The sequence below is a fragment of the Streptomyces sp. NPDC001443 genome, assembly GCF_053597355.1.
Map to the genome: position 1 here is coordinate 291,589 of NZ_JBSFIA010000003.1, position 25,690 is coordinate 317,278.

Sequence of the window (25,690 nt, forward strand, 5' to 3'; positions counted from 1 at the left end):
GCCAGGTGACGGAAGTTGACGTACCAGGTCACGCAAGGAGATTTGTTCGGCGCGCATTTGAACGATTGGTTGAGGTTTTCAGACGCTCTGGTCGAGCACCCGCACCGGCAGCGGACGCAGCGCCTCCCGTAGCGCGGCCGCCAGTTCCTGGTACTCGGCACCGCGCGCGGCCCCGGTCCGCATCGCGAGCGCGATCCGGCGGGTCGGGGCGGGGTCGGCGAAGAATCCGGTGAGCAGTTCGGTGCTGCGGGTCGTCTCCACCTTGACGGCGGTGCGCGGCAGCAGGGTGCAGCCTAGACCGCCGGCGACGAGCTGGACGAGGGTGGACAGACCGGCCGCGGTCGTGGTCACCGGGGCGTCCTCCCGGCCCGCCTCGCGGCAGATGTCCAGGGCCTGGTCGCGCAGACAGTGGCCCTCGTCCAGGAGCAGCAGGTTCAGCTCCCTGAGCGCCTCGCGCGGGATCTCCGACCGGCCGCCGAGCCGGTGGCCGAGGGGAGTGACGAGCACGAAGTCCTCGTCGAACAGCGGGATCTCGACCGTGCCGGGCACCCCGAGGGGCACCGCGAGCAGCAGCAGGTCGAGCCGGCCGGTGGCCAGGCCGTCGAGGAGGTTCGCGGTCTGCTCCTCGTGGACCTGGAGGTCGAGGTGCGGATAGCGGTCGTGGACCAGGCGCAGGACGGTGGGCAGGAGGTAGGGCGCGACGGTGGGGATGACCCCGAGGCGCAGCACGCCGGTGAAGGGGGCGCGCAGCGCCTCCGCCTCCTCCAGCAGGGCGCCGACCTCCGCCAGCACGGCCTTCGCGCGTACGGCGAGCCGGGCGCCCGCGGGCGAGAGCAGCACCTTGCGGGTCGTACGCTCCAGCAGCGTCACGCCCAGCGTCTCCTCCAGCGCGGACACCGCGCCGGAGAGCGCGGGCTGGCTCGTGCCGATCGCCGCGGCCGCGTCACGGAAGTGCAGATGCTCGGCGACGGCGGCGAAGGCGCGCAGCTGGGCGAGGCTGGGCTGGCGTCGCTTGCTTCCCGTACTCATGGTCACTAATAACCACCTCCGATCAACACCACAGAGTGTAGCTATTTCCCTAATCAATGCAGCCTGTGCCACCATCGAAACGATCCAACCCATGAGAAACGCCCCCACAAGGGGTAGTTCTTCGCTGCAAGGAGAGCCCGTGCTCACTGTCGGTGACAAGTTCCCCCAGTTCGAACTGACTGCCTGTGTCTCGCTGGAGAAGGGCAAGGAGTTCGAGACGATCGACCACAAGACCTACGAGGGCAAGTGGAAGATCGTTTTCGCGTGGCCCAAGGACTTCACCTTCGTGTGCCCGACCGAGATCGCGGCCTTCGGCAAGCTGAACGACGAGTTCGCCGACCGTGACGCCCAGGTCCTCGGCTTCTCCGGTGACTCCGAGTTCGTGCACCACGCCTGGCGCAAGGACCACGACGACCTGCGTGACCTGCCGTTCCCGATGATGGCCGACTCCAAGCACGAGCTGATGCGCGACCTGGGCATCGAGGGCGAGGACGGCTTCGCCAAGCGCGCCGTCTTCATCGTCGACCAGAACAACGAGATCCAGTTCTCCATGGTGACCGCCGGTTCCGTCGGCCGTAACCCCAAGGAGGTCCTGCGGGTCCTGGACGCGCTCCAGACGGACGAGCTCTGCCCGTGCAACTGGACCAAGGGCGAGGACACGCTGGACGCGGGCGCGCTGCTGGCCGGTGAGTGACGGATGTCCCTCGACTCCCTGAAGGCGCTCGTCCCGGACTACGCCAAGGACCTGAAGCTCAACCTGGGTTCGGTCATCGGCAACTCCGACCTGCCGGCCCAGCAGCTCTGGGGCACGGTGCTGGCGACCGCGATCGCCTCGCGCTCGCCGATCGTGCTGCGCGAACTGGCGCCGGAGGCCAAGGCGAACCTGTCGCCCGAGGCGTACACGGCGGCCAGGGCCGCCGCCGCGGTGATGGCGATGAACAACGTCTTCTACCGCACCCGCCACCTGCTGTCGGACCACGAGTACGGCACCCTGCGCGCGGGTCTGCGGATGAACGTCATCGGCAACCCCGGCGTCGACAAGGTCGACTTCGAGCTGTGGTCCTTCGCGGTCTCCGCGATCAACGGCTGCGGCATGTGCCTCGACTCGCACGAGCAGGTGCTGCGCAAGGCCGGCGTCGACCGTGAGGTCGTCCAGGAGGCCTTCAAGATCGCCTCGGTGATCCAGGCGGTCGGCGTCACGCTGGACGCGGAGGCGGTGCTGGCGGAGTAACTCCGCCCGAGCCACGCTCTTTCGGGCCCCGTTCACCCTCGCGGTGGGCGGGGCCCGTTCCGTCGTCCCGTCAGGGCTGCTTCGGCGGGATCACCGGCGGGTCCACCGGGGCCGCGTCCAGCACCGTCGCGCCCCGCGGGACGGGGGACGTCCGCAGGGCCGGACCCTGGGCGTACGAACGCAGGTAGCCGACCACCGTGTTGGTCACCGCGACCAGCGGCACCGCGACCACCGCGCCGCCGATGCCCGCGATCATGCCGCCCGCGGCGACGGACAGGACCACCGCCAGCGGGTGCACCCGCACCGCGCGGCCCAGGATGAACGGCTGCAGGACGTGGCCCTCGATCTGCTGCACCGCGAGGACCACGGCCAGGGTCATGACGGCCGTGAAGACGCCCTGGGTGACCAGCGCGACGAGGACCGCGAGCGCGCCCGAGGCCACCGCGCCGACCAGCGGGATGAAGGAGAAGAGGAAGATGAACACGGCCAGCGGGACGGCCATCGGGACGTCGAGGAAGTAGATGCCCAGGCCGATGAAGATGGCGTCGATCAGGGCGACGATCACCGTGCCGCGGACGTAGGCCGTCAGGGTGCGCCAGGCACGCGGTCCGGCGCCGGCGACACCCGGACGGGCGGCCGCGGGGACCAGCTTCAGCGACCACTCCCAGATGCGCCGGCCGTCGTAGAGCAGGAAGAGCGTCGAGAAGACGGTCAGCAGGATGCCGGTCAGGGCCTCGACCACGACCGTGACGCCCTCCAGGCCCGCCGAGGTGATCTGGTCGGTGTTCGCGCCGATCGCCTCGCGCAGGTTCTTGGCGATCTGGTTGATCTGTTTGTCCGTGACGTGGAAGGGGCTGTTCAGCAGCCACTTGCGCAGTTCGTCGATGCCGTCCTGGACCTGGTTGGAGAGGTCGTCGATGTTCTCCATGACCTGCCAGGTCACGAACCACCCGATCAGCCCCATGACCACGAAGCCGAGGACGGCCGTGAGCGCGGTGGCCGGGCCGCGCGGCACACCGAGCAGCCGCAGCCGTGCCACCGTCGGCTGGAGCAGGGCGGTGATGAGCAGCGCCGCCACGAAGGCGAGCACCACGAGCTGTACGGCGCTGATGACCCGCATCAGCACCCAGACGGTGCCCGCCAGGACCAGCAGCCGCCAGCCCGCCTCGGAGGCCACCCGTACGGCCCAGGGGACCGCCTGCGCGGGGTCCGGGCGGACGGCGACGGCGGCGAGTTCGTACTGCGCCGCCTCCGGATCGGACGGCGCGGACCCGGGTACGCCGGCCTGGGCCCGCGCGGGCGCCGGGGACGGCGCGGGCGGCGCGGGGGACGGGGACGACGGCACGGACGGCGGCGCGAGGTCCGCGTGTTCCCGCTCGACCTCGGCGCGGCGCTCGTCGAGGCGCTCGCCCATCTCGGTCAGCCTCGCACCGATCCGGCTGAGCCACCCTGGCACTCGCGACATGATCCGCCCTCTTCCCCCGTCTCTCCCCACCACTCCCCCTGGAGTCGTCGCTTCCGACCGTACAGGGCGAAGCCCCTCCCCCAAGGACGGGGAGGGGCTTCGTGAGGTTGAGCGTCGACGGCCGGGGCCGTCTAGTACCAGCTGTTCGCCTGCCAGAAGGACCAGGCCTCGCACGGGCTGCCGTAGCGGCCGTTCATGTAGCTGAGGCCCCACTTGATCTGGGTGGCCGGGTTGGTCTGCCAGTCCGCGCCCGCGGAGGCGTACTTGCCGGCGGGCAGCGCCTGGAACAGGCCGTAGGCGCCGGAGGAGGCGTTGACGGCGTGGTAGTTCCAGCTCGACTCGTGGTTCACGATGTTGCTGAAGCACTGGAACTGGGCGCTCGGCACCATCTGGCGCGCCATCGCCTGGATCTGCGCGACCGTGTAGGAGCTCTGCACGGAGAAGGTGGACGCGTCGCGCACCGCGCTGCGGCTCGCCGCTTCCTTCGCCTCGGCGCGCTTCTTGGCCGCCTCCTCGGCGGCCTCCTTCTTCGCGACCGCGGTCTTGGCGGCAGCCTTGCGGGCGGCCTCCTCGGCGTCCTTCTTGGCGCTCGCGTCGGCGGCGATGGCCTGGGCGTCAGCCTGCTGCGTCAGGGACGCGGTCTGCACCTGGGCCTGCTGACCCGCGGGGATGTCCGCGAGGAGCAGCGTCGAGTCGCTTGCCGTCGCCTCTGCGTCGTTGGGCTGCGCAACGCTGCCCGAGGCAACACCGACAACGCTTCCGACGGCGGTGACCGCGGTGGCCGAGGCCACTGCGAATCCCCGGACCGAGATCCGGCTCACACGGTTTTCCTTCCAGCGTCGCCCGCTTCGGTGACCCTGGCGGACGCAATCGTGCCCCTGTCGCTGGCCTCCCAACTGCGGGGTCACGGGAGGCGCGGGCCCGGCGGGCAACTCCCTGCGCGGGAGAGCCACGTGAAGAGTGGGCGGCATACGACGACGCTATGGAGTTGGGCTCGTGCCTCCGTCGTGCCGTACCGCCCTCACCGAAGTGCGGGAGTACGTCCAGAGGTACAGGTGTGTCGTATGCGGGGGCCTGACAGGAGTGAGACTCTGCCGTAACACGACGACGCAAGGCAATTCTGAGTTGCGTGTGAAAGCTCACACCTCGTTTGGCCCAGGGGTTTTCGCGAAACGCCCACGCACGAAGGCGCCGCCCGACTAGGCTCATTGCCTTCGTCGAGCGGCGCCGAATTCATGTAACGGGCCTCGACAGGACAACCGTTCCATGAATTGTCAGAGCTGGACGTCCTCCAACATTTCGGTCACAAGTGCGGCGATCTGGGACCTCTCGGACCTGGTCAGCGTCATGTGGGCGAACAGCGGATGCCCCTTCAGCTTCTCCACGACGGCGACCACGCCGTCGTAGCGGCCGACGCGCAGATTGTCCCGCTGCGCCACGTCATGGGTGAGGACGACACGCGAATTCGCGCCGATCCGGGACAGAACGGTCAGCAGGACGTTCCGTTCCAGCGACTGCGCCTCGTCCACGATCACGAACGCGTCGTGCAGCGAGCGGCCGCGGATGTGGGTGAGCGGGAGGACCTCCAGCATCCCGCGCGCGGTGACCTCCTCGATGACGTCCCGGCTGGTGACCGCGGAGAGGGTGTCGAAGACCGCCTGGGCCCAGGGGCTCATCTTCTCGGCCTCGGAGCCGGGCAGGTAGCCCAGCTCCTGCCCGCCCACCGCGTACAGCGGGCGGAAGACCATGACCTTCTTGTGCTGACGGCGCTCCAGGACCGCCTCCAGACCCGCGCACAGCGCCAGCGCCGACTTGCCGGTGCCGGCCCGGCCGCCCATCGACACGATCCCGATGTCCGGGTCGAGGAGCAGGTCGAGCGCGATCCGCTGCTCGGCGCTGCGCCCCTTGATGCCGAACGCCTCGCGGTCCCCGCGCACCAGACGGATGTTGCCCTCGGGGGACACCCGGCCGAGCGCCTTGCCGCGCTCGGACTGGATGGTCAGGCCGGTGTGCACCGGGAGGTCCGAGACCTCCGGCACGTACACGTGCCCTTCCTCGAAGAGGATGTCCACCTGCTCGCCGGACAGCGTCAGTTCGGACATCCCGGTCCAGCCGGAGGAGTCCGTGATGGCGAGCTCGGCGCGGTACTCCTCGGCGAGGAGACCCACGGACGACGCCTTGATCCGCAGCGGCAGGTCCTTCGACACGACGGTGACGTCGAACCCCTCGGCCTGGAGATTCCGGGCCACCGCGAGGATGCGGGAGTCGTTGTCCCCCAGGCGGTAGCCGGAAGGCAGCACGCTGGGGTCCGAGTGGTTGAGCTCGACACGGACGGTACCGCCGAGATCCCCGATCGGAATGGGGGAGTCGAGACGGCCGTACCGGACCCGGTAGTCGTCGAGCAGGCGCAGCGCCTGCCGGGCGAAGTAGCCGAGTTCGGGATGGTGCCGCTTGGCCTCCAGTTCCGTGACCACGACGATCGGGAGCACGACCTCGTGCTCGTCGAAGCGGGTCAGGGCGTTCGGGTCGGCCAGCAGGACGCTGGTGTCGAGAACATAGGTGCGCCGGTCAGGCGTGCGGCGCTTTGTGCTGGTCACCACGGAAGGACGTACCCCCTCGGATGAGGTCGGGGAGCGACGAGAAGGAGCTGGACCGGTTGACGGCGCCGATGCACGGCGGGCCGAGAACCGGCCCTCCGCGGCTGCGTCCGTGCTGGGAACACACGGTCGGGCTGGTGCAAAGGGCCTCCCGGGCGGACGGCCCCGAGCCGTCCGCTGAGATGCGGTACCCGTGGTTCGGGCACCGACCTGTCTGGCTTATGCCCTCCAAGATGCACGCTCATGCCACGGCATATGACGGCGCGCCGATGAACTCCGTGTGACGTCCGTGTCGAACGGGATCCCCGGGGTCCCGTGTACTCCCCCGTCGTGGTCCGACGGGCTCTCAGCCGCCGAAGCGCCGGTGGCGTGCCGCGTAGTCGCGCAGGGCGCGCAGGAAGTCGACCTTGCGGAAGGCCGGCCAGAAGACCTCACAGAAGTAGTACTCCGCATGGGCCGTCTGCCACAGCATGAAACCGGACAGCCGCTGCTCGCCGCTGGTGCGGATCACGAGGTCGGGGTCGGGCTGGTCGCCGGTGTAGAGGTGGCGGCCGATCATGTCGACGTCGACGGACTCGGCGAGGTCCTCCATCGACACGCCCTTGTCGTGGGCGTCGTGGAGCATCGCGCGCACGGCGTCGGCGATCTCCTGGCGGCCGCCGTAGCCGATGGCGACGTTGACCAGTATCCCGTCGACGTGGGCGGTGTTCTCCTCCGCCTCCTTCAGCACGGTCTGCATGCCGGACGGCAGCAGGTCGGCGGTGCCGACGTGGTGCACGCGCCAGCGTCCGTCGGCGGCCAGGGAGCGGACCACGTCCTCGATGATGCCGAGAAGCGGGAGCAGTTCCTCCTGGGGACGGTCGAAGTTGTCCGTCGACAGCAGCCAGAGGGTGACGACCTCGACGTCCGTCTCGGTGCACCAGCCGAGGAACTCCTCGATCTTGTCCGCACCGGCCCGGTGGCCCTGCGCGGCGGTGGAGCCGGCGGCCTTCGCCCAGCGGCGGTTGCCGTCCACGATCACGCCGATGTGCTTGGGCACCTGAGCGTGGTCCAGGTGACCTTCCACCCGGCGTGCGTACAGCCTCACCAGCAGGCCGCGCAGCCTGTCGCGCAGGTTCACGTGATTGTCAGCCCCTCCATACGGTGGCGGTCCCCGCGGGCGAAGCCTAACGGCTGCACGGCCGGGGCGGGATTTGGGGGTGTGGATCGTTGGGGGCGCACGGGGTCGGGCGCGCGGGGGAATCGAGCGCTGTGCGCGGGCCAAAGAAAACGGGCCGGTCCGTGGGGGGGGGGAGACGGACCGGCCCGAGGGGGGGGTTCCACCATAACCCTTCGTAAGTGATGCTGCGTGCATCGGCGCCCCACAACTACTCTCCGGAGTCGGACGGCGACGCCTCGATGGTGCCTGAAGATGAGATTCCGGGGGCTCGCGTGGCCGAAACAGGGCTGCTCGCCTGGTGTTTCGCCTGAGACGACCGGAGACGGGAGAGTTCCGGCGGACCCGGCGGATCCCGGGAGCCCCGGGCGTGTCACCGTCCGCGTCCCCCCTGACGGGCGACGCCGCCCGCTGACGCGGCTTGACGGTGGAGCGACCCGGCCGGCACCGGCGCGGCACCGCGCAGTCCCCTCCACCGCGCGGTACCGACACACAGCTTTGCTGGCGCGAATTGCCCGCCCTGAACTTACGTGAGGTCGAGGGGGGAAACCAGCCACTCCGGTAACGATGTGGAAACTCCGTGCAGACACAGTGGAGTTCTGCCCCGAAGAGGGTGACTTGACCGATTCACGAGGCCGTCCGGGTGAATCGTCCACGGGCCAGGGTGGGCCCGGCCGTACGCGTGGCACCCGATCCGCAGGTCGACGGCCGACGGTTCCCGGCCACTTCCGGCCGACACCTCCGCCGCGCGCCTCCGACGGGTGTCTTCGACGCGCCCGCTCGGCGCGTCCCGGTCGACGGGTCCCGGTCGACGGGTCCCGGTGGGCGCGCCCCGGTCGGTGGGTCCCGGACGGCGCGTCCCGGACGGCGGGTCGCGGACGGCGGGTCGCGCTCGGCGGTCCTACGCCCGGTCGGCCGCCGGGGCCGAGCCGGGCTTGCGGGCGTCGAAGAGATGGCGGGTGCTGTGGGCGACGAAGGGCCCCTCGGTCTCGATGCGCCGGTGCAGGGCGCGCAGCCTGGGCTCGTACGCCTCCACCGTGAAGCCGGGGACCATCCAGATCACCTTGCGCAGGAAGTGGACGACGGCGGCGATGTCGTGGAACTCCACCCGCAGCCGCTCCGCCCGCAGTCCGACGACCTCCAGCCCGGCCGCCTCGGCGTCGGCGCGTTCCCGGCCGGGGTCCCGGGCGCCGCGTACCGCCTCCGGCTGCGGGCCCAGGAAGTACTCGACGAGTTCGACCACGCTGGCGGGTCCCACGTGCTGGGCGAAGTACGTGCCGCCCGGGGCGAGGACCCGGGCGATCTCCTCCCACTGCGGCCGCACGGGGTGCCTGCTGACGACGAGGTCGAACGCGCCGTCCGCGAAGGGCAGCGGCGCGTCCTCCTCGACGGCCACCACCGCGACACCGCGCCGGCCGAGCAGCGCGGTCGCCTTGGCCACGTTGGGGGGCCACCCCTCGGTGGCGACGGTCAGCAGGGGGGCCCGCTCGGCACGCCCGAGGGCGAAGTCGAGCACCTCCCCTCCCCCGGTCTGGAGGTCGAGCACGGCGGTGGCCCGCGACAGCCGCGCCGCCTTCGACACCGCGTAGCCCCACGACGGCCGCTGCTCGGTGGCCCGGCCCTCGAACCAGGAGAAGTCCCAGCCCTCGGTGGGAACGGCCGTGCCTTCCGCGACAAGGTCCTCGAACGCGCGCGTGCCCTGGCTCATACGGCGATCCTGACAGGGCCCGGCCGACTGGCGCCGCTCATTTTCCTCCGGCCGCCCGGTCCCACGGGAGTGCGCCGCGGACGGTTCCCCCGGGCCGCGGCGGGGGAGGTGACCGGCATGGGACGGCGCTGGCGGGACGGGCGGGGAGAACTGAGGGTGCGTGGGGAGCGGCCGGAGGACGAGGAGCCGGTCACCGTGCCGCTGGAGATCGCCACGTCCTATCGCGCCCGGACGAAGGGGCTGCTCGGCCGCGACCGTGTCGACGGGGCGATCCTGCTGTCCCCCGCGAGCGGCGTGCACACCTTCCGGATGCGCATCCCCATCGACGTCGCCTATCTCGACCGCCGGCTCGACGTCATCGCCGTACGCACCATGAAACCCGGCCGCCTGGGCCTGCCCCGGCTCCGCTCCCGGCACGTACTGGAGGCGGAGGCGGGGGCCATGGCGGGCTGGGGAGTGAGGGCGGGCGTACGGGTGCGCATCGACGCCGACGGGAAGTGATCCGCGCGCTCCCGGCGTCAACTCCCGAGGTATGCCGTCGTCGTGGCGCGTGGCAGCACCGCCCACATGCGCGTCCCGCCTGCGGGTTCGTGGGCCGCGTCGAAACCCCAGTCGCCCTCGCGGGCCCTGACCACACAGGCCAGCACCCGCAGCGCGGCACGGCGCCGGGTGTCGCAGGCGGTGGCGAGGCGTGGGTGGGCGTGGCGCGGGTGACCGTCGCAGAGGATCACCCGCAGGGCGCCGTCGCGGTAACGCAGGGACACGTACACCTCGGCGTCCGGCGCGAACCGGCAGGCGCAGGTGGCCAGTTCGTTCACCACGTGCACCGCCGGCTCCACCACGTCCGCGAGTCCGTGGGCGCGCAGGATCGTGCGCGTGGCCGCCCTCGCGATCGACGGGGTCTGCGGGGCGGCGGGGGGGGGTAAGGCTGTAGGCCAGGGCCTCGGGGGTGGGCGGCGAGGGCCGGTCGTCCGTCGAGGCCGGGGGCGGAGTCGTCCCCCGGCTCGACACCGTGCAGCTTGACTCCGCCCACGGTGGCGAGTTCACCCACGCGGAATCCCGACTCGCCAAGTACCGTGCCCACATGGACTGGTGGCACGCGAAGTCGCTGGAGCCTCAGGCCGCACGCGATCTCATCCACAGCATCGCCCGCCAACTCCGAGGAGCAGCCACGATGGCCGACATCACCTGGGAAGAGCCCTATTGCGCCGAAGGCAACAACTGCTTCCGCATAGGGACCGACTCCTCGGGCAACGCCTACATCGCCGTCGCCGGGCAGGAGGAGAACCACCCCACGGACAGCCGTGAGGCACTCCGCGCGCTGATCCTGGAGATCAAGGCCGGGAAGGCCGACCACCTGCTCTGACCGAACGCGTCCGTCCGCCATGTCACAGGGACGCGGGCTGCCTCGTCTCGGGGGTGAGGTCACCGACGAGCACGGAGGAGCACACCATGGACGCGCGACTGAACTACTTCGCCAGCCCGACCGCGGGCAAGGCCCTCAAGTACCTCATGTCGGCCGGGAAGACGCTGAAGGAGTCGCCTCTGCCGGCCGCCACACAGGAACTGGTGGCGCTGCGGGTGAGCCAGATCAACGGGTGTGCCGCCTGCGTGGACATGCACACCAAGGAGGCCGCTGCCGCCGGCGAGACGGCGGTACGGCTCGCTCTGATGGGGGTGTGGCGGGAGGCGACGGTCTTCACCGAGGCCGAGCGGGCCGCCCTGGCACTGGCGGAACAGGGGACCCGGGTCGCGGACGCGGCCGACGGCGTCAGTGACGAGGTCTGGGCGCGCGCCGCGCACCACTACGACCAGGAGCAGCTCACCGCCCTGGTCGTCCTGGTCTCTTTCATGAACATGGTGAACCGATTGAACGTCATCGCCCAGCAGCCCGCCGGGGACTACAAGGCCGGCGAGTTCCACTGACGGCGGCCCGAGGACTACAGGGAGACGAGCGAGTGGACAAGGCCGAGGAGTTCGAGGAGCTGCGGCCACTGCTGTTCTCGATCGCGTACCGGATCCTGGGCAGCGTGAGCGAGGCGGAGGACGCGGTGCAGGAGAGCTGGCTGCGCTTCGACGCCTCGACGACCCGGCCCGTGTCGACCAAGGCGTTCCTGTCGGCCACGGTGACCCGGATCGCCATCGACGTGCTGCGCTCCGCCCGGGTGCGCCGGGAGGAGTACGTCGGCCCGTGGCTCCCCGAACCGCTGCTCAGCGATCCGTACCAGGACCCGGCGCGGGCGGCCGAGCTGGCCGACTCCGTGTCGATGGCCGCGTTGCTGCTCCTGGAGCGGCTCAGCCCGCTGGAGCGGTCCGTGTTCGTGCTGCGGGAGGTCTTCGCCTTCGGCTACGACGACATCGCCTCGGCGGTGGGCCGCTCGGAGGCGGCGTGCCGGCAGTTGGTGGTGCGGGCGCGTCGGCACATGCAGGCCGGGCGCCCCCGGTTCGAGGCGGACCGGCAGGAGCGGCAGGAACTGGCGAGCCGGTTCTTCGAGGCGTTGTCGCAGGGTGACGTGGGCGGCCTCCAGAGCCTGCTGGCGGCCGACGTCCAGCTCGTCGGGGACGGCGGCGGCAAGGCCCCGCAGCTCGCCAGGGCCGTCGGCGGCGCCGACAACGTCAGCCGTCTGCTCGCCACCGTCTACCCGCTCATGCTCCGGATCGACATCACGTTCGAACAGCACGAGGTCAACGGACAGCCGGGCGCGGTCTTCCGCGACCGGGACGGCAAGGTGCTCCACGCCCTCGTCCTCGACGTCCTCGACGGCCGGATCCAGACCGTCCGCTCGGTCATCAACCCCGACAAGCTCGGCCACCTGGGCCCGGTCGCCGACGCGTGGGCCATCGACCAGGAGGTGAGGCAGCAGCGCAGGCGGACGCGGTGATCAGCTCTCCGAGCGCGGGAACGACACCTCCACCCGCCGGTTCTTCCTGCGGCCCTCCTCCGTCGCGTTCGACGAGATCGGGAACTGCTCGCCGTAGCCGCGCACCTCGAACGTGACGTTCGGGTCGTTCAGGTCCTGGGAGAGGACGTCCTGCACGGCGTTGGCGCGCTGCTTCGACAGGACGTCACCGTGCGCCGAGCTGCCGAGGTTGTCGGTGAAGCCGAAGACGCGGACGTTCGTCGCGTTCTGCTTCTTGATCTCCTCGGCGATCGCGGCGATCCGCGCCTTCGCGTCGGCGCCGAGTTTCGCGCTGTCCTTGCCGAACAGGACCTCCGCCTGGAGAGCGAACTTCACGGACGTGTTGGTGTCCTCCCGGCGCTCGTCCCCGGACTGGTCCTCCACTACCGACTTGATGTCCAGGACCTTGGGACTGGCGAGGGTGGCGCCCTCGGGCAGCTTGAGATCGGGATCGTTCGGGTCGACCTCGACGGGGGCGGAGGCGGTGGCCTCGGTGCCCGGGGGGACGCTGGGGGTGTCGTCGGCCTGGGCGGTGGTGGCCGCGTAGAGATTCGCGGCGAGCAGGGCGGTGAGGGCTAGGGCGAGGCGGGTGGTCATGGGGGGCCTCAGCCGGAGATCTGGATGGTAGCGGCCGCAAAATTCGGCAGCTGGAAGGTGACTTCCGTCGTGCCTGCTGGCGGCGACGGGAACTGCATGAACACGGACAGGCTTTCTCCGGCCTTCAACGTCGAGAAACCCGTCGTCGTCAGCGGGCGTCCGTCCGTGTCTCGCAATACGTAGTAGCGCTTCCTTCCCTTGGCATCCACAAGGGTGGCGCCCCCTAACGACCTGCCGTGCCTGATGATCTCGGTCTCGTTGCCGCTCAGAGCTGCGGGAACTACGACCAACTCGGCTCCGTCGTTCTTCAACGTCCCGTTCACGGTCAGGAATCCACCGGAGTCCCGTTCGGCAGAAGTGATCTGGAGAAGCAGTCCATCCGACCCCTTCAGTTCGGCCAGCGGAGTATCCGACTGTCCCTCCTGAGTGCTCGGCTGCGCTCCGCCGCCTTTGGAAGTGGATGCCGTGCTCTCGGGCTTCTTGCCGTCGTCGCCGCCCCCGCCACAACCGACCACGCCGAGCGCCAGGCCGGCCACCACGGTCGCCGCGACCACCCCCCTGCGAGCCTTAGCCGTGAACCGAATGCTCATCGCTCTGCTTCCTTCACTCGTCGTTCGCATGTCAGTCGGCCAGATGGACGTCGAAGAGGTCTTCGGGGTGCGGGAGGGTCGCGGTGTCGTGCGGGTCCAGGTCCCAGTCACGGTCCTTGCAGACGAGCTGCGGCAGTACGTCGTCCCCGGCGCCCTCACCCGGAAGCGTGAACGTACAGAGCGGCTCGATCACGGCGGTGGCGGACGCCTTCGCGTACGTGTTCTCCGTGCCGGGGACGACGGAGTCCCCGACCGACTTGTCCGTCTGGACGCCGACCGTGTAACCGAGCAGCCCGTCGGGGCCGCAGTCGGTCACATGGGCGTCGTTCTGCCGGGCCAGCTCATAGGCCCGCCAGCACGAGGGGGTGACGGCGGCCCGGCCGTCGAAGACGTCCTGCCACTTGGTCGGATCGAGCAGGTCCGTGACCCACTGCCCGGCGAGTTGGTCCCGGGTGTCCTGCGCCGCCGCGAGCGCCGCCGCGTCGGCTGCCGTCTGGGCGCCGTTCCGGTTCGCCGCCGCCTGGCCGACTGCCAGATAGGCCAACGCAAGAAAGAGCAGGCCCGCCACCACCGTGATGTAGATGGGGAAGGCCTGCCCTGTGTCGCAGAGACTGCGACGAGACATCAGGTGATTTCGGCGATCTTTTTCGTGATCGCGTCGTAGATCGCCTGCCCGATGTCCGTCCCCGTAATAGCCAGCACGATCGCCACCACCACCGCGATGATGCCGAGATACTCCACCGCGGTCTGGCCCCGGTCGCCGACCCGGCGCCGCATCGCTTCGGCCGTCGTGTTCTTCCAGCCGTTCATGGTGTGCCCCTCCAGGTGTCGCGTCGCCGGGACGGTAGTGCGAAACGCGTATGTCGGTGAAGGGCCCACGGGCCCAGCGGTGGGCCCAATTCCGCTCCCGTCCGGTCATCTCAGGACACCCCCAGCCATTTGGCGACCGCCTCCGAGCGACTTGCGCTGTGGAGCTTGGCGAAGATCCGGTTGATGTGATTCTTGACCGTCTTCTCGCTGATGAAGCACGCGGCGGCGATCTGGTGATTGGTCAGGCCCGACGCGATGAGGTCCATGATCTCCGCCTCCCTCGTGCTGAGTTGGGACGATGACACCGACAACGACGACTGTCCCACACCTGGTTGCACCTGCGAAAGGTTTTGTGGAGAAGTTGTACGGGGCAATGGCTGAGGCGATGTTGCGTCGTGTGCAATCGCATCCGATTCTCGCAGTTGAGCCAGCACCGCGTCCGCCGCGGTGGCCGTGAGTCGAGCCTTGCCGTCCCTGATGTCCCGTACGGCCGAGACCAGTTCGTCCACCGTGAACTCGCCGTGGACCAGATAGCCGCCCGCCCCCCTGAGCAGGGCCTCCCGGACGGTCTCCGCCTCCCCGGTGTACGTCAGCATCAGCACCGGTGCGATCCGGACCAGGTAGGGCAGCGCCGCGATGCCGTCCACGCCGGGCATCCGGACGTCGAGCAGGACGACGTCGGGACGGTGGCGGTCGGCCGCCAGGCAGGCCTCGTGGCCGTCGGCGGCCTCGGCGACGACCGTGATGTCCTCGCGGCCGGTCAGGAGGGCGGTCAGGCCCGCGCGGACCACGGGGTTGTCATCCGCCACGACGACCCGCAGGGGATCCGCGGGGACTCGGGTCGGCCGGTCCGTCGTCACGAGGCCTCCTCTCGGGCGGTGGCGGCCGCCAGGTGCAGTTCCAGGCTGACCTCGGTGCCCCGGGTGTGGCCGCCCCGGCCGATGTGGATGCGGGCGCCGACCGCGGCGGCGCGTTCGACCATGCCGATCAGGCCGAAGTGGCCCTCGCTGCGCAGTCGTTCGAGGTCGGTGCCGGGCGGCAGGCCGCGGCCGTCGTCGTAGACGCTGATGCGCAGCAGGCCGCCGTGGACGCCCGCGCGGACGTCGACGTGGGTGGGGGCCGCGTGGCGGTGGGCGTTCTCCATGGCCTCGGCGGCGATGGTCAGGAGCTGGCGGGCCACGGCGGGGGGCAGCTCGGGCGGCGCCGCCACCGGTTCGCCGGTGGGGTGGTAGGTGGCCGGAACACCGGTGCGGGTGCTGAAGTCGCTGGTCCGGGTGGCGAGTTCGTGCAGCACGTCGGTGGCGTCGGGGGCGGTGCGGCCGCGCAGGTCGGTGAGGAGTTCGCGGGACTCGGTGGCGGCGCGGCGGGCCGAGCGGGCCACCAGTTCGGCCTGCTGCCGTACCCGTACGGGGTCGGTGTCCTCCGCGCCCGCCGTGGCCGCCAGGGCCTCCGCCGCGAGCGCCACCCCGTGCAGGGTCTTGGCCACGGAGTCGTGCATCTCGCGGGCCAGCCGGGCCCGTTCGGCGGCCACCGCCTCCGTCACCGCCAGCCGGGACTGCACCGCGCTCAGGGCGTGGGTGGCGGCGCCGAAGCGGAGCAGCAGGCCGCGCAGGGTCGAGCCGAGGGCGCCGGTGACGACACAGAGTCCGGGCAGCAGCAGGGACTCGGCTGGGCCCGCGCCGGGGTTCTTCGTGGACGCGTGGACCAGCAGGAGGATCAGCGACTGGAGGGAGGCGAAGCAGGCCGCGCCCCGCCAGCTGTAGACGATGCCGGCCAGCAAGGGGGTGCAGACGCTGACGTAGGCCAGGGTCGTGTCCGGGCCCGCGGAGATCAGCAGCAGGGAGCCGAAGAGGGTGTCCACGGCCAGCAGGGTGGGGTGGCGCAGGAGGAGGGGGCCGAAGCGTTCCCAGTCGCGGAAGAGGACGTAGTTCGTCATGAAGGTGACGACGACGGCCCCTCCGGCCAGACGGGCGCCGAGACCGGGATGGGCGTTGAGGAGGGCGGAGGGGGTGGCCAGGGCGATCATGGCCAGGCGGAAGCCGAAGACCTGCCGGCACATCGCCTGGAGGGCGTTGACCTGGATGGGGATGGCCGGGGGTGCGGCCTCTCGTGCCTCCCTCCCCCACGGACGTGCGCCCCACCGCCACCCGCGCATGCTCGTGCGCGCCCGAGCGCCCGGCCGGGTTTTCGTCCGCCGGGCCCGCCGCCACGTAGCCATCACCGTCACCCCGCCCGCCTACTTCCCCGTGATGGAGCCGAAGTCCGTGCCCGAGCCCAGCAGCAGGCCCGTGCCGAGCAGGAGCATGGTGGCCGGGACCATGAACGTGGTGATCACCAGCGTGGCCCGCGGCACCGCGCGGGCGGCCTTGCGGCGGGCGTTCTGCGCGTCCGTGCGGCGCATGTCCTTGGCGATGGCGACCAGCGTGTCGACGATGGGCGCGCCCAGTTCCTCGCCCTGCTGGAGTGCCGTGACGAACATGGCGACCTGCTCGGAGTCGTTGCGGCGGCGCAGTTCCGCGAAGGCCTGGCGGCGGCTCATGCCGAGGTCCATCTGGCGCAGGGTGATGCGGATCTCGTCCGCCCACGGGCCCTCGTACCGGCTCGACACCCGGTCCAGGGCCTGCCGGAAGCCGAGGCCCGCGCCGACCACGACGGCGAGGACGTCCAGGAAGTCGGGCAGCGTCCGTTCGATGACGTCCCTGCGGACCCGGATCGCCGCCCAGATGCCGACCTCGGTCCAGAACGCGCCGAAGGCCAGCAGCAGCAGGACCATCAGGTACTGGCCGCGCAGGAGGAACACCAGGGCCCCGACGCCGCCCAGCGCGCCGTAGACCGCGCGGCGGGCCGCGTAACGGTCGATGGTCAGACCGCCGGGGTTGCCCGCCAGGTCGATCCTGCGGCGGTAGCGGGCCACCAGGGTGGGGCCCATCAGGCGCAGTACGGCGGGGGCGTACCGCATGCCGAGCCGGTCGACGAGCGAGTCGACCGCTCCGGTGCGGGTGGCGCCGACCTCCAGGGCCAGCGCGAGGTCGCTGGGCAATTTGGCGTCCGCCCGGTACATGCGGATGCCGGCGAAGACACCCCACACGCTCAGGCCCATGAGCAGCGCCAGGGCGAGTCCCACCTGGTGTCCGGACACGGGTTGCTCCCTTCCTCGTCCTCAGAGTGCTCGGATGGCCGATGGCTCAGACATCGATGCGGGACATACGGCGGATGAGGACGAAACCGACCGCGTACAGCGCGAACGCGATGATCACGCAGGCCTGGCCGGTGGTCGAGCCGGTCATGCGGTCCAGGGCGCCGTCCTTGACCCCGTTCATCAGGAACAGGGAGCCGACGCCGAGCACCGGGACGGCGTACGACGTCATGTTGACCTGGGAGAGCTGGGTGCGGATCTCGCGCCGTGTCTCCTTGCGCTCCTCCAGTGTCTCGGTGAGGTTGCGCAGCGCGCCCACCACCTGCCCGCCCGCCCGGTTGGAGAGCACCAGGGTGGTGACCAGGACGACCAGTTCACGCGAGGGGAGCCGGTCGGCGAGCTCGCCCAGGGCGTCGTCGATGGACTGGCCCAGCGCCAACTGGTCGGCGACCTTGCCCAGTTCCTCGCCGGCCGGGGCGTCCAGCTCCTCGGCGGCCATGCCGATCGCGGTGCGCAGGGCGAGTCCGGCCTGGGTGGCGTTGGCCAGGATGCGGGCCAGTTCGGGGAGTTGGTTGATGAACTTCTCGATGCGTTTCTGGCGCTGCCAGTTCAGGAACTGCAGGGCCGCCCAGATGCCGAGCAGTCCTGCGATCGGGCCGAAGAAGGGGGCCAGGGAGGCCTGGCCGACCAGGAAGAGGCCGACCGCCGCCGCCGTCATGTAGACGGAGAACTCGCCGGGGGTCACGTCCAGGCCGGTCGCGGCCAGCCTCAGTTCCAGTTTCCGGCCCGCCCCGGTGCGGCGCAGGCGGCGGTCAAGGGTGCGGAAGCGGCGTCTGCGTCCACCGGCCGGGAGCCGGCCGGTGTGCGAGAGGCGCTCGACCAGCGCCGCCCGCTGGGCGCGGCCGGAGGCGTGAACCCGCAGCCCGACGACGGCGAGGAGGCAGGCCAGCAGGGTGACGCCGGTGGTGAGGGTGATGCGCGTCTGGAGATCCATGAGGGGGTCCGTTCTCTCCGTCTCTACCGTCTCTACCGGGCTTCCCGGATGGCCAGTTGTTCGGTCGTACGGGCGACGCCGAAGGCCTGCGGGAGGGGCTGGCTCGCCATGTAGAGGCGGTCGGCGGTACGGCGGGGCAGCGGGAAGTACTGGAAGGCGCCGTGGACCCGGCCGTCCGCGGTCATCGGCCGGGCGTCGAAGCGGGCGGCGGAGGTCAGCCGGTAGGGCTCGCCGCCGTGGCTGTCCAGGAGCGCGATCTCGGTGATCCGGCGGGCGCCGTCGGCGAACCGGGTGAGCTGGATGATGACGTCGACGGCACTGTTGATCTGGTCGTGCAGCGCGACGAAGGGGACCTCGACGTCCGACATGGAGGCGAGGGTCTGGAGCCGGGTCAGGGCGTCCTCCGCGCTGTTGGCGTGGACGGTGGCCAGGGAGCCGTCGTGGCCGGTCGACATCGCCTGGAGCATGTCGAGCGACTCGCCGCCGCGGACCTCTCCGACGACGATCCGGTCGGGCCGCATGCGCAGCGAGTTGCGGACCAGGTCGCGGATGGTCACCTGGCCGTTGCCCTCCACGTTCGGGGGCCGCGACTCCAGCCTGATGACGTGCGCCTGCTGGAGCTGGAGCTCCGCCGAGTCCTCGATGGTGATGATGCGTTCGCCGCCGGGGATCAGCCCGGAGAGGGCGTTGAGCAGGGTCGTCTTCCCGGTGCCGGTCGCGCCGGAGACGATGATGTTGAACTTCGCCTGCACCAGCGCGGCGAGCAGGTACAGCATGTGCTCGTCCAGGGAGCCGAAGGAGACCAGTTCCTGGAGCGTGTAGGAGCGCGGGAAGCGGCGGATGGTGAGGATCGGGCCGGTCAGCGAGAGCGGCGGGATGATGACGTTGACGCGCTCGCCGGACGGCAGCCGGGCGTCGACCATCGGGTTGGACTCGTCGACCCGGCGGTTGACGGTGGAGACGATCCGTTCGATGGTCTGCATGAGCTGGTCGGCGGAGGCGAAGCGCATCGGGAGCTGTTCCACCCGCCCGCCGCGCTCCACGAAGATCGCGTCCGGGCCGTTGACCATGATCTCCGTGATCGAGGCGTCCTCCAAGAGCGGTTCCAGGATGCCGAGGCCGAGCGCCTCGTCGACGACCCGGCGGATGAGCTGGGAGCGTTCGACCGTGGACAGGACCGGACCCTCACGGCTGATGATGTGCCCGAGCACCCGCTCCAGGCGCGCCCTGCGTTCGGCCGCGGCCAGCGAGCCCATCTCCGCGAGGTCGATCTCCTCCAGGAGCTTGGCGCGGTAGGAGGCGACCAGATGGCCGTCCTCGCCCCGGCCGCCGTTCTCCTCGGGGGAGTTGATGCGTGCCCGCAGGCTCATGGTCCGGTGCTCCTCGCTCGTACGGTCCCTGCGTGGTCGTCGGTCGGTTCCCCGCGCGCGGTCGGGTCGGTGGTCGCCTCGGATCTCGGGTCGGCTCTCGGGTCGGTGGTCGGGTCGGATCTCGGGTCGGCTCTCAGGTCGGTGGTCGGGTCAGTGGTCCTTGGGCATCGTGGCCGTCCGGGTGGCCCGTCCGAAGTCCCAGCCGGGGACCAGGGAGGGGATGTCGATCTCGGCGGTGACCCGCACGGAGTCGCCCAGATCGGCGCTCGAACAGCTCGTGCCGTCGGCCAGCCAGTCGCTGACCGCGTTGTGGCAGGCGCCCTGGTGGTCCTGGTCCAGCGAGGCGCTGCGCGCACCGGCGCGGGCCGCGGTGCCGGCCTGCTGGGCTGTGTAGGCGACCAGGCCGAGCTGGACCCCGGCCAGGGCGACCAGCAGCAGGACCGGGATGAACCCGAGGTACTCGATGGCGACCTGGCCGCGGTCCCGCGCGCGTGGCCCGACGTCGTACGGCATCTCAGTTCTTCGCCTCCTCCACCGCGCCCGCCTCGCCGTGGACGGTGAACGGGAAGGCGACCACACCGGGGAACAGGACGGGCACCTTCAGGGCGACCGTGGACCGCACGTAGCCGCCGCCGGTGGTGCAGTTCACCTCGGCGCCCCCCTTCCAGCCGCCCGACAGCTCGTCCAGGCCCGCCGCCCGGCAGGCCGCCTGCCGCTCCCCCGGGCGCGCCGCCGTGCCCGCCCGCACCGCCTCGTCCGCAGCATTCCCGGCGAGCGTGAACGTGTATCCCACGAGGACGAACTGCCACAGCAGCACCAGCGTCATGATGATCAGCGGGGTCATGCCGAGGAACTCGACGGTCACCTGCCCCCGGTCCGCCCGGCCGGTCGCCACTGCTGCTCGGATCGTCCTCATCCGCCGCCGCCCCTCCGCCGCCGCAGGCTCACCGCGCCCCGCTCGCCGCCGCGTGAGCGGCCGCCGCGGCGGGTGCCCTCGGGCGCGTCGATCAGGCCCAGTTCGCCGGCGAGGGTCCACAGCGCCTGCTTCACCGTGCCCCGGTTGTCGAGGGTGTGGATCCGGCCGGCGTCGACGGCCGTCTGAAGTTCCTTGAAGTTGGCGGGGATCGCGGTGGCGGCGATCGCCGTGCCGGTGATCCGCTGGATCAGCGGGGGCTGGATCTCCGTACCGCGGGTGTGCCGGTTGACGACGACCGTGGTCTCCTCGGCCTTGCGGATCTGGAGGCGGTCCCACATCCGGACCGTGCGCTTGGCTCCCCGTACGGCGACCACGTCGGGGGTGGTGACCAGCAGCGCGGTGTCGGCCATCTCGACGGCGGCGGCGCCGGGGCCGCCGAGCTGGGCGCCGCAGTCGATGACGACGACCTCGTAGCGGGAGCGCAGGGCGCTGACGATCTGGCGGGCGGCGCGGTCGGTGACCTCCTCGCCGCGTTCGCCCTCGCCGGGGGCGAGCAGCAGGGCCACTCCGGTGTCGTGCCGGAAGACCGCGTCGGCCAGCACCCGCGGGGAGATGTCGCTGATGCCCGCGAGGTCGACGACCGAGCGGCGGAACTGCACGTCCAGGAAGGAGGCGATGTCGCCGGTCTGGAGGTCCAGGTCGACCAGGGCGACGGCCCGGCCCGAGGCCTGTGCGGCCAGGGCGAGCTGGACGGCGGTGAGGGTGGTGCCGACCCCGCCCTTCGCGCCGCTCACGGTGACGACCCGGCCGCCCGCGCCGGGCAGCACGTCGGCGCCGTGGCCCAGGTGGCGCCGTACGCCCACCGACCACTGGGCCACCGCCTGGACCCGGCTGGCGAGCTCCTCGTAGCTCAGCGGCAGGGCGACCAGGCCGCGGGCGCCCGAGTCCATGGCGGCGGAGAACAGGCCGGGACTCGCGTCGGAGCTGACCAGGATGACGCCGACCGCCGGGAAGCGCAGGGCGACCTCGCGGATGAGCTCCAGGGCGGGGACCGGACCGATGCGTTCGTGGACGACGACGACTTCGGGCAGTTCGTCGACGGACTCGGCGGCCAGTCGGCCGAGGGTGTCGACGAGTTGGGTGGAGTCGACGACCGGGGGGACCGGCTCGGCGTCCGGGAGCTGGTGCAGGAGGGTCGTGATGGACCGGACCGCGTCCGCGTCGCCGACGGCCGGGAGGATCCTCGTGGGCATGGGGGCCTCCTACTTGTCGTTCGCGAGTTCGTAGGTCCGGTCCTTCTCGGGGACCGCGACGGTGCTGCCCGGCGCGACCAGCGCGAGCCGCACCCGCTCGGCGAAGGACTCGGCGTAGGTGATGCGCTGGGCGTCGAGGGTGGTCAGGGCGAAGGTGATGGGGACGGCGTCGGTGGGCTGCTGGGTGCGGTTGTCGGCGTTCGGCTCCAGGGCGGTGATCTCGCCGACGTCGATGACCTTCGCGTCGGTCACGATGATCTTGGACTGGTCGGGGTCGCCGTCCCGCGCGCCCTTGAAGGTGGCGTACACGTTGACCGTGGAGCCGGGCGTGATCTTGCCGGCGACCCCGGTCGCCGCGTCGATCATGATGGCGACCTCCTGCTGCCCGGGGCGCAGCGCGGGGCGGTCCACGATCATGTCGCTCTGGAGCAGCGAGCCCTTGCGCAGGGCGGTGACCGCGATCTTGCCGCGGATGCCGGCGAGATCGGTGACCGCGTTCGGCGACAGCCAGCGCTCGGGCATGCCGACCTTCTTGAACTGGTCGGCCCTGAGGGTGGTGTAGGGCGCTATGTCCGACCGGAGTTCGTACGCCGTGACCTCGGGGCCGACCTTGGACTTCACGTCGCTGATGACGGACAGGACACCGGCGAACGCGCCCAGGGCGCAGAGGGCCGACAGGATCAGGAGAAGCACGCCGCGGCGCTGACGGGAGTTCATGAACCGTGCAACCTCATTGGGGGAATCGGTCGAGCGGGCTACTGGAGTCGGCGGGAGCAGGTCGGTCGGGAGGCGGTCGGTCGGGAGGGTCAGCGGGCCGGGACCGGCAGGTCGGCGGCGGGCGGGGTGGCGGAGCAGAACACGCAGCGGTCGCCGATGACGTCGATGCCGCACCAGTGGCAGGCGCTCTGCCGCACCGAGGTCACCAACTGGTAGAGCACCGACAGGTCGGGCAGATAGGCGCAGAACTCGACCAGCTTCCCCGTCCCCCACCACCCGGCCGACTCGGCGGGCAGCGCGACCTCGCGCAGCCCCTGGGCGTTCCAGGCGGGGGCGAGGGTGCCGCTGACCCAGTCGGCCGCGAGCTGCCCCCTGGCGACCAGCATCGAGGTGGCGAACTCGGGCCCGGTCAGCATCGCTCCGGGACCGATCCGCACCAACTGCGGTGTCGGGTGGGCGAGTACGGCGAACTGGCTGCCCGGCATCCAGGACCTGGCGTGCGCCTTCAGATCGACGGGGACACGGTCGAGTCCGGCGACGGAGCCGAGCAGCGCGCCGGTGTGGAGATAGTGGGTGAGCAGCCGGCCCGCCGAGGCGAGCACGCCGGGGCTGAGGTCGCAGGACGCCAACTGCCTGAGCTGACGGGCCAGGACGGCGATGCCGAGCGGCGGCAGCTCCGGGCCGAACAGGGCGATCCGGTCGCTCTCCAGCAGGGAGCGCACGGTGTGCAGCCGCGCCGACACGGCGGCGGGGGCGGCCCGCGAGGTCAGGACGATCACGTGGCCGTGCTGTTCGATCAGCGTCTGCACGTCCGACAGGGCCTGGTCGAGCGGCCGCCGGTCCAGGTCGTGCAGGACGGCGGCGGGCAGGGTCCGCTCGTCCTGGGCCGGCAGCGCCATGTCGGCACCGGTCACGGCAATGGCAGTTGGCACGCGCAGCTCCCCGTCCCTCGCGCCTGGCGGTGCTCCGGTGTTACTCCGGTGCACCGAGGTGACTTCATTGCGTGACTACCCGAGCACTGTAACCACGGGCCCATGGCCAAAGAGCCTCCTTTGGGCAGCCGAGAGAGAACCGTGTTCACGCAAGTCACGGCAAAACGGGGCACGTTGTGCATCGGGTCGGACAACGCCCGCACGGACGACGGATTTGGTCTGGACCTCTTGACAATCCCAATTGGTCTGGACCAACTTGTACTTGCAGTGGTGGCCATCAACTCCCCCTTCTCGCGCCCCACTTCTCCCCCTTGCGTCTGTCTTCTCTCGTTCCCCTTCCCCCCGCTGCTCTCCCCCCATCCCTCCCCCCATCTCTCTCCCCCACCGGAGGCCCCCGTGGACCGCGCACCAGCCCTCCCCAGACCCGCCCTCCCCGGCCGCACCCGCGCCGCACGCACCCGCTCCGGGCGCGCCTTCGCCGGGCGCACCGGTTTCTGGGCGGCCACCGCCGCGACCGCCCTGTCCCTGACCTTCGCCGGCGCGGGCCTGGCGTCCGCCGCGGACGTCAACAACGTCAAGAACGGCGGCTTCGAGTCGGGCCTGACCAACTGGACCTGCTCCGCGGGCAGCGGTACGACCGTCTCCTCGCCGGTGCACAGCGGCGCGGCCGCGCTGAAGGCCACGCCCGCCGGGCAGGACTACGCCCAGTGCTCGCAGTCCGTCGCCGTGAAGCCCAACTCGACGTACACGCTGAGCGCCTGGGTGCAGGGGTCCTACACCTACCTCGGGGTGACCGGCACGGGGACGACGGACGTCTCGACCTGGACGCCCAACACCACCTGGACGCAGCTCTCGACCACCTTCACCACCGGCGCCTCGACGACGTCGGTGTCGATCTGGTCGCACGGCTGGTACGGCCAGCCCGCCTACCTCGCCGACGACTTCTCGGTGTTCGGGCCCGACGGCGGCGGTGGCGGCGACCCGGCCCCGACGGTCCCGGCGACCCCCGCGGGCCTCGCGGTGTCCGGCACGACCTCCTCGTCGGTCTCCCTGGCCTGGAACGCCGTGTCGGGCGCGACCGGCTACAACGTCTACCAGGGCGGCTCCAAGGTCCAGTCGGTGAGCGGGACCTCCGCGACCGTCTCGGGGCTCAGCGCCTCCACGGCGTACTCGTTCCAGGTCAGCGCGACCAACTCGGCCGGCGAGTCGGCGAAGTCCACGGCCGTGACCGGGACGACGGCCGCGTCCGGCGGTGGCGGGGGCGGCGGCGGGACCGTGCCGGCACACGCCGTGACGGGCTACTGGCAGAACTTCAACAACGGCGCGACCGTGCAGAAGCTCTCCGCCGTGCAGTCGCAGTACGACATCATCGCCGTCGCCTTCGCCGACGCCACGAGCACGCCGGGCGCGGTGAGCTTCACGCTCGACTCGGCCGGGCTCGGCGGCTACACCGTCGACCAGTTCAAGGCCGACATCAAGGCCAAGCAGGCCGCGGGCAAGAAGGTCATCATCTCCATCGGCGGCCAGAACGGCACCGTCTCGGTGAGCGACTCGGCCTCCGCGACCAACTTCGCGAACTCCGTGTACTCGCTGATGCAGACGTACGGCTTCGACGGCGTCGACATCGACCTGGAGAACGGCCTCAACGCGACCTACATGTCCCAGGCGCTGCGGTCCCTGTCCGCGAAGGCGGGCTCGTCCCTGGTCATCACCATGGCCCCGCAGACCATCGACATGCAGTCCACGTCGAACTCCTACTTCCAGACGGCGCTGAACATCAAGGACATCCTCACCGTCGTCAACATGCAGTACTACAACAGCGGTTCGATGCTCGGCTGCGACGGCAAGGTCTACTCGCAGGGCTCGGTCGACTTCCTGACGGCGCTCGCCTGCATCCAGCTCCAGGGCGGCCTCGACGCGTCCCAGGTCGGCCTCGGCCTCCCCGCCTCCACCAGCGGCGCGGGCAGCGGCTACGTCTCCCCGACGATCGTGAACAACGCCCTCGACTGCCTGACCAAGCTCACCAACTGCGGTTCGTTCAAGCCCTCCAAGGCCTACCCGGCCCTGCGCGGCGCGATGACCTGGTCCACCAACTGGGACGCTTCGGCGGGCAACGCCTGGTCCAACGCGGTGGGCCCGCACGTGCACGCCCTGCCGTAACCGGCGTGCACCCGTAACACCCGACCCGAGCCGGGGTCGGCCGCGCGCACCACGCGCGCGGCCGGCCCCGGCTCCTTCGCGTCCAGGAGCCCGCACCCGCCCGACTTGCTGTGAGCCAGATCTCAGTTG

At 70.9% G+C, this 25,690-nt stretch carries 28 protein-coding genes; 7 read left to right on the plus strand and 21 right to left on the minus strand.

What is annotated here, in order from left to right:
* Positions 1-78: 78 nt before the first annotated feature.
* Positions 79-1,029 (minus strand): LysR substrate-binding domain-containing protein, encoded by a 951-nt coding sequence (locus tag ACWC24_RS06275; RefSeq protein WP_450661648.1) that lies wholly within the window; start codon positions 1,027-1,029, stop codon positions 79-81.
* Between the two features lie 139 nt (positions 1,030-1,168).
* Here ACWC24_RS06275 and ACWC24_RS06280 point away from each other — a divergent pair, with 139 nt between their 5' ends.
* Together ACWC24_RS06280 and ACWC24_RS06285 are read left to right on the plus strand one after the other, a co-directional pair.
* Entirely contained in the window at positions 1,169-1,723 is a 555-nt protein-coding gene (locus ACWC24_RS06280; RefSeq protein ID WP_450661649.1) for a peroxiredoxin, read from the plus strand.
* A gap of 3 nt (positions 1,724-1,726) precedes the next feature.
* Positions 1,727-2,260 carry an alkyl hydroperoxide reductase gene (locus tag ACWC24_RS06285; RefSeq protein ID WP_450661650.1) on the plus strand — a complete coding sequence of 178 codons (534 nt, stop codon included), beginning with the start codon at positions 1,727-1,729 and terminating at the stop codon, positions 2,258-2,260.
* Between the two features lie 70 nt (positions 2,261-2,330).
* On the opposite strand, the gene ACWC24_RS06290 is transcribed toward ACWC24_RS06285, so the two are convergent.
* From ACWC24_RS06290 to ACWC24_RS06310, 5 genes are all read right to left on the minus strand, one after another.
* Positions 2,331-3,725 carry an AI-2E family transporter gene (locus ACWC24_RS06290; RefSeq protein WP_450661651.1) on the minus strand — a complete coding sequence of 465 codons (1,395 nt, stop codon included), beginning with the start codon at positions 3,723-3,725 and terminating at the stop codon, positions 2,331-2,333.
* A gap of 131 nt (positions 3,726-3,856) precedes the next feature.
* Entirely contained in the window at positions 3,857-4,546 is a 690-nt protein-coding gene (locus ACWC24_RS06295) for an aggregation-promoting factor C-terminal-like domain-containing protein (protein WP_450661652.1), read from the minus strand.
* Positions 4,547-4,999: 453 nt separating this feature from the next.
* Entirely contained in the window at positions 5,000-6,325 is a 1,326-nt protein-coding gene (locus ACWC24_RS06300) for a PhoH family protein (protein WP_450661653.1), read from the minus strand.
* A 343-nt stretch (positions 6,326-6,668) separates the two neighbouring features.
* Positions 6,669-7,442, minus strand: a complete 774-nt coding sequence (locus ACWC24_RS06305; RefSeq protein WP_450661654.1) for an isoprenyl transferase — start codon at positions 7,440-7,442, stop codon at positions 6,669-6,671.
* Positions 7,443-8,379: 937 nt separating this feature from the next.
* Positions 8,380-9,186, minus strand: a complete 807-nt coding sequence (locus tag ACWC24_RS06310; RefSeq protein ID WP_450661655.1) for a class I SAM-dependent methyltransferase — start codon at positions 9,184-9,186, stop codon at positions 8,380-8,382.
* A 117-nt stretch (positions 9,187-9,303) separates the two neighbouring features.
* On the opposite strand from ACWC24_RS06310, the gene ACWC24_RS06315 reads away from it, so the two are divergent.
* Positions 9,304-9,687 carry a DUF192 domain-containing protein gene (locus ACWC24_RS06315; protein ID WP_450661656.1) on the plus strand — a complete coding sequence of 128 codons (384 nt, stop codon included), beginning with the start codon at positions 9,304-9,306 and terminating at the stop codon, positions 9,685-9,687.
* A gap of 17 nt (positions 9,688-9,704) precedes the next feature.
* Here the strand turns inward: ACWC24_RS06315 and ACWC24_RS06320 are convergent, their stop codons facing one another.
* Complete coding sequence (locus ACWC24_RS06320) at positions 9,705-10,028, minus strand: hypothetical protein (protein WP_450661657.1); 324 nt, start codon at positions 10,026-10,028, stop codon at positions 9,705-9,707.
* Positions 10,029-10,360: 332 nt separating this feature from the next.
* On the opposite strand from ACWC24_RS06320, the gene ACWC24_RS06325 reads away from it, so the two are divergent.
* The 3 genes from ACWC24_RS06325 to ACWC24_RS06335 all read left to right on the plus strand — a co-directional run bounded on the left by ACWC24_RS06325 (position 10,361) and on the right by ACWC24_RS06335 (position 12,068).
* The gene (locus tag ACWC24_RS06325; RefSeq protein ID WP_450661740.1) at positions 10,361-10,552 is read left to right on the plus strand and encodes a hypothetical protein; all 192 of its coding nucleotides are present in this window, start codon (positions 10,361-10,363) and stop codon (positions 10,550-10,552) included.
* Between the two features lie 86 nt (positions 10,553-10,638).
* Positions 10,639-11,112, plus strand: a complete 474-nt coding sequence (locus ACWC24_RS06330; protein ID WP_450661658.1) for a carboxymuconolactone decarboxylase family protein — start codon at positions 10,639-10,641, stop codon at positions 11,110-11,112.
* A gap of 32 nt (positions 11,113-11,144) precedes the next feature.
* Entirely contained in the window at positions 11,145-12,068 is a 924-nt protein-coding gene (locus ACWC24_RS06335; RefSeq protein ID WP_450661659.1) for an RNA polymerase sigma-70 factor, read from the plus strand.
* Here the strand turns inward: ACWC24_RS06335 and ACWC24_RS06340 are convergent, their stop codons facing one another.
* From ACWC24_RS06340 to ACWC24_RS06405, 14 genes are all read right to left on the minus strand, one after another.
* Positions 12,069-12,683, minus strand: coding sequence for an OmpA family protein (locus tag ACWC24_RS06340; RefSeq protein WP_450661660.1), 615 nt, complete (start codon positions 12,681-12,683; stop codon positions 12,069-12,071).
* An 8-nt stretch (positions 12,684-12,691) separates the two neighbouring features.
* Entirely contained in the window at positions 12,692-13,273 is a 582-nt protein-coding gene (locus ACWC24_RS06345) for a hypothetical protein (protein WP_450661661.1), read from the minus strand.
* Positions 13,274-13,304: 31 nt separating this feature from the next.
* The gene (locus ACWC24_RS06350) at positions 13,305-13,898 is read right to left on the minus strand and encodes a pilus assembly protein TadG-related protein (protein ID WP_450661662.1); all 594 of its coding nucleotides are present in this window, start codon (positions 13,896-13,898) and stop codon (positions 13,305-13,307) included.
* Positions 13,898-14,083, minus strand: a complete 186-nt coding sequence (locus tag ACWC24_RS06355; protein WP_450661663.1) for a hypothetical protein — start codon at positions 14,081-14,083, stop codon at positions 13,898-13,900. Before ACWC24_RS06355 ends, ACWC24_RS06350 begins: the two co-directional genes overlap by 1 nt.
* A gap of 110 nt (positions 14,084-14,193) precedes the next feature.
* The gene (locus ACWC24_RS06360; RefSeq protein ID WP_450661664.1) at positions 14,194-14,943 is read right to left on the minus strand and encodes a response regulator; all 750 of its coding nucleotides are present in this window, start codon (positions 14,941-14,943) and stop codon (positions 14,194-14,196) included.
* Entirely contained in the window at positions 14,940-16,238 is a 1,299-nt protein-coding gene (locus tag ACWC24_RS06365) for a sensor histidine kinase (protein WP_450661665.1), read from the minus strand. The genes ACWC24_RS06360 and ACWC24_RS06365 overlap by 4 nt, the downstream gene beginning before the upstream one ends.
* 81 nt (positions 16,239-16,319) lie before the next feature.
* A complete protein-coding gene (locus tag ACWC24_RS06370) occupies positions 16,320-17,207 on the minus strand; it encodes a DUF5936 domain-containing protein (protein WP_450661741.1) in 888 nt (295 codons plus the stop codon).
* A 61-nt stretch (positions 17,208-17,268) separates the two neighbouring features.
* Positions 17,269-18,213 (minus strand): type II secretion system F family protein, encoded by a 945-nt coding sequence (locus ACWC24_RS06375; RefSeq protein WP_450661666.1) that lies wholly within the window; start codon positions 18,211-18,213, stop codon positions 17,269-17,271.
* A 32-nt stretch (positions 18,214-18,245) separates the two neighbouring features.
* On the minus strand, positions 18,246-19,583 hold the full coding sequence (locus ACWC24_RS06380) for a CpaF family protein (protein WP_450661667.1): 1,338 nt from the start codon (positions 19,581-19,583) through the stop codon (positions 18,246-18,248).
* Between the two features lie 150 nt (positions 19,584-19,733).
* The gene (locus ACWC24_RS06385) at positions 19,734-20,096 is read right to left on the minus strand and encodes a TadE/TadG family type IV pilus assembly protein (protein WP_450661668.1); all 363 of its coding nucleotides are present in this window, start codon (positions 20,094-20,096) and stop codon (positions 19,734-19,736) included.
* Between the two features lies 1 nt (position 20,097).
* Positions 20,098-20,499, minus strand: coding sequence for a TadE family protein (locus ACWC24_RS06390; protein WP_450661669.1), 402 nt, complete (start codon positions 20,497-20,499; stop codon positions 20,098-20,100).
* Positions 20,496-21,752 carry an AAA family ATPase gene (locus tag ACWC24_RS06395; RefSeq protein WP_450661670.1) on the minus strand — a complete coding sequence of 419 codons (1,257 nt, stop codon included), beginning with the start codon at positions 21,750-21,752 and terminating at the stop codon, positions 20,496-20,498. The genes ACWC24_RS06390 and ACWC24_RS06395 overlap by 4 nt, the downstream gene beginning before the upstream one ends.
* A gap of 9 nt (positions 21,753-21,761) precedes the next feature.
* Positions 21,762-22,469, minus strand: coding sequence for a Flp pilus assembly protein CpaB (cpaB, locus tag ACWC24_RS06400; RefSeq protein ID WP_450661671.1), 708 nt, complete (start codon positions 22,467-22,469; stop codon positions 21,762-21,764).
* An 89-nt stretch (positions 22,470-22,558) separates the two neighbouring features.
* Positions 22,559-23,368: a hypothetical protein gene (locus tag ACWC24_RS06405; protein WP_450661742.1), complete on the minus strand. Its 810-nt coding sequence runs from the start codon at positions 23,366-23,368 to the stop codon at positions 22,559-22,561.
* A gap of 429 nt (positions 23,369-23,797) precedes the next feature.
* On the opposite strand from ACWC24_RS06405, the gene ACWC24_RS06410 reads away from it, so the two are divergent.
* Positions 23,798-25,561 (plus strand): chitinase, encoded by a 1,764-nt coding sequence (locus tag ACWC24_RS06410; protein ID WP_450661672.1) that lies wholly within the window; start codon positions 23,798-23,800, stop codon positions 25,559-25,561.
* Positions 25,562-25,690 lie beyond the last annotated feature (129 nt).

Coding starts and splice junctions, on each gene's coding strand:
- ACWC24_RS06330 (WP_450661658.1), top strand. CDS start 10,639: ATGGACGCGCGACTGAACTACTTCGCCAGCCCGACCGCGGGCAAGGCC.
- ACWC24_RS06310 (WP_450661655.1), bottom strand. CDS start 9,186: ATGAGCCAGGGCACGCGCGCGTTCGAGGACCTTGTCGCGGAAGGCACG.
- ACWC24_RS06385 (WP_450661668.1), bottom strand. CDS start 20,096: ATGCCGTACGACGTCGGGCCACGCGCGCGGGACCGCGGCCAGGTCGCC.
- ACWC24_RS06345 (WP_450661661.1), bottom strand. CDS start 13,273: ATGAGCATTCGGTTCACGGCTAAGGCTCGCAGGGGGGTGGTCGCGGCG.
- ACWC24_RS06340 (WP_450661660.1), bottom strand. CDS start 12,683: ATGACCACCCGCCTCGCCCTAGCCCTCACCGCCCTGCTCGCCGCGAAT.
- ACWC24_RS06350 (WP_450661662.1), bottom strand. CDS start 13,898: ATGTCTCGTCGCAGTCTCTGCGACACAGGGCAGGCCTTCCCCATCTAC.
- ACWC24_RS06395 (WP_450661670.1), bottom strand. CDS start 21,752: ATGCCCACGAGGATCCTCCCGGCCGTCGGCGACGCGGACGCGGTCCGG.
- ACWC24_RS06380 (WP_450661667.1), bottom strand. CDS start 19,583: ATGAGCCTGCGGGCACGCATCAACTCCCCCGAGGAGAACGGCGGCCGG.
- ACWC24_RS06365 (WP_450661665.1), bottom strand. CDS start 16,238: ATGCGCGGGTGGCGGTGGGGCGCACGTCCGTGGGGGAGGGAGGCACGA.
- ACWC24_RS06390 (WP_450661669.1), bottom strand. CDS start 20,499: ATGAGGACGATCCGAGCAGCAGTGGCGACCGGCCGGGCGGACCGGGGG.
- ACWC24_RS06325 (WP_450661740.1), top strand. CDS start 10,361: ATGGCCGACATCACCTGGGAAGAGCCCTATTGCGCCGAAGGCAACAAC.
- ACWC24_RS06375 (WP_450661666.1), bottom strand. CDS start 18,213: ATGGATCTCCAGACGCGCATCACCCTCACCACCGGCGTCACCCTGCTG.
- ACWC24_RS06355 (WP_450661663.1), bottom strand. CDS start 14,083: ATGAACGGCTGGAAGAACACGACGGCCGAAGCGATGCGGCGCCGGGTC.
- ACWC24_RS06315 (WP_450661656.1), top strand. CDS start 9,304: ATGGGACGGCGCTGGCGGGACGGGCGGGGAGAACTGAGGGTGCGTGGG.
- cpaB (WP_450661671.1), bottom strand. CDS start 22,469: ATGAACTCCCGTCAGCGCCGCGGCGTGCTTCTCCTGATCCTGTCGGCC.
- ACWC24_RS06285 (WP_450661650.1), top strand. CDS start 1,727: ATGTCCCTCGACTCCCTGAAGGCGCTCGTCCCGGACTACGCCAAGGAC.
- ACWC24_RS06290 (WP_450661651.1), bottom strand. CDS start 3,725: ATGTCGCGAGTGCCAGGGTGGCTCAGCCGGATCGGTGCGAGGCTGACC.
- ACWC24_RS06405 (WP_450661742.1), bottom strand. CDS start 23,368: ATGGCGCTGCCGGCCCAGGACGAGCGGACCCTGCCCGCCGCCGTCCTG.
- ACWC24_RS06275 (WP_450661648.1), bottom strand. CDS start 1,029: ATGAGTACGGGAAGCAAGCGACGCCAGCCCAGCCTCGCCCAGCTGCGC.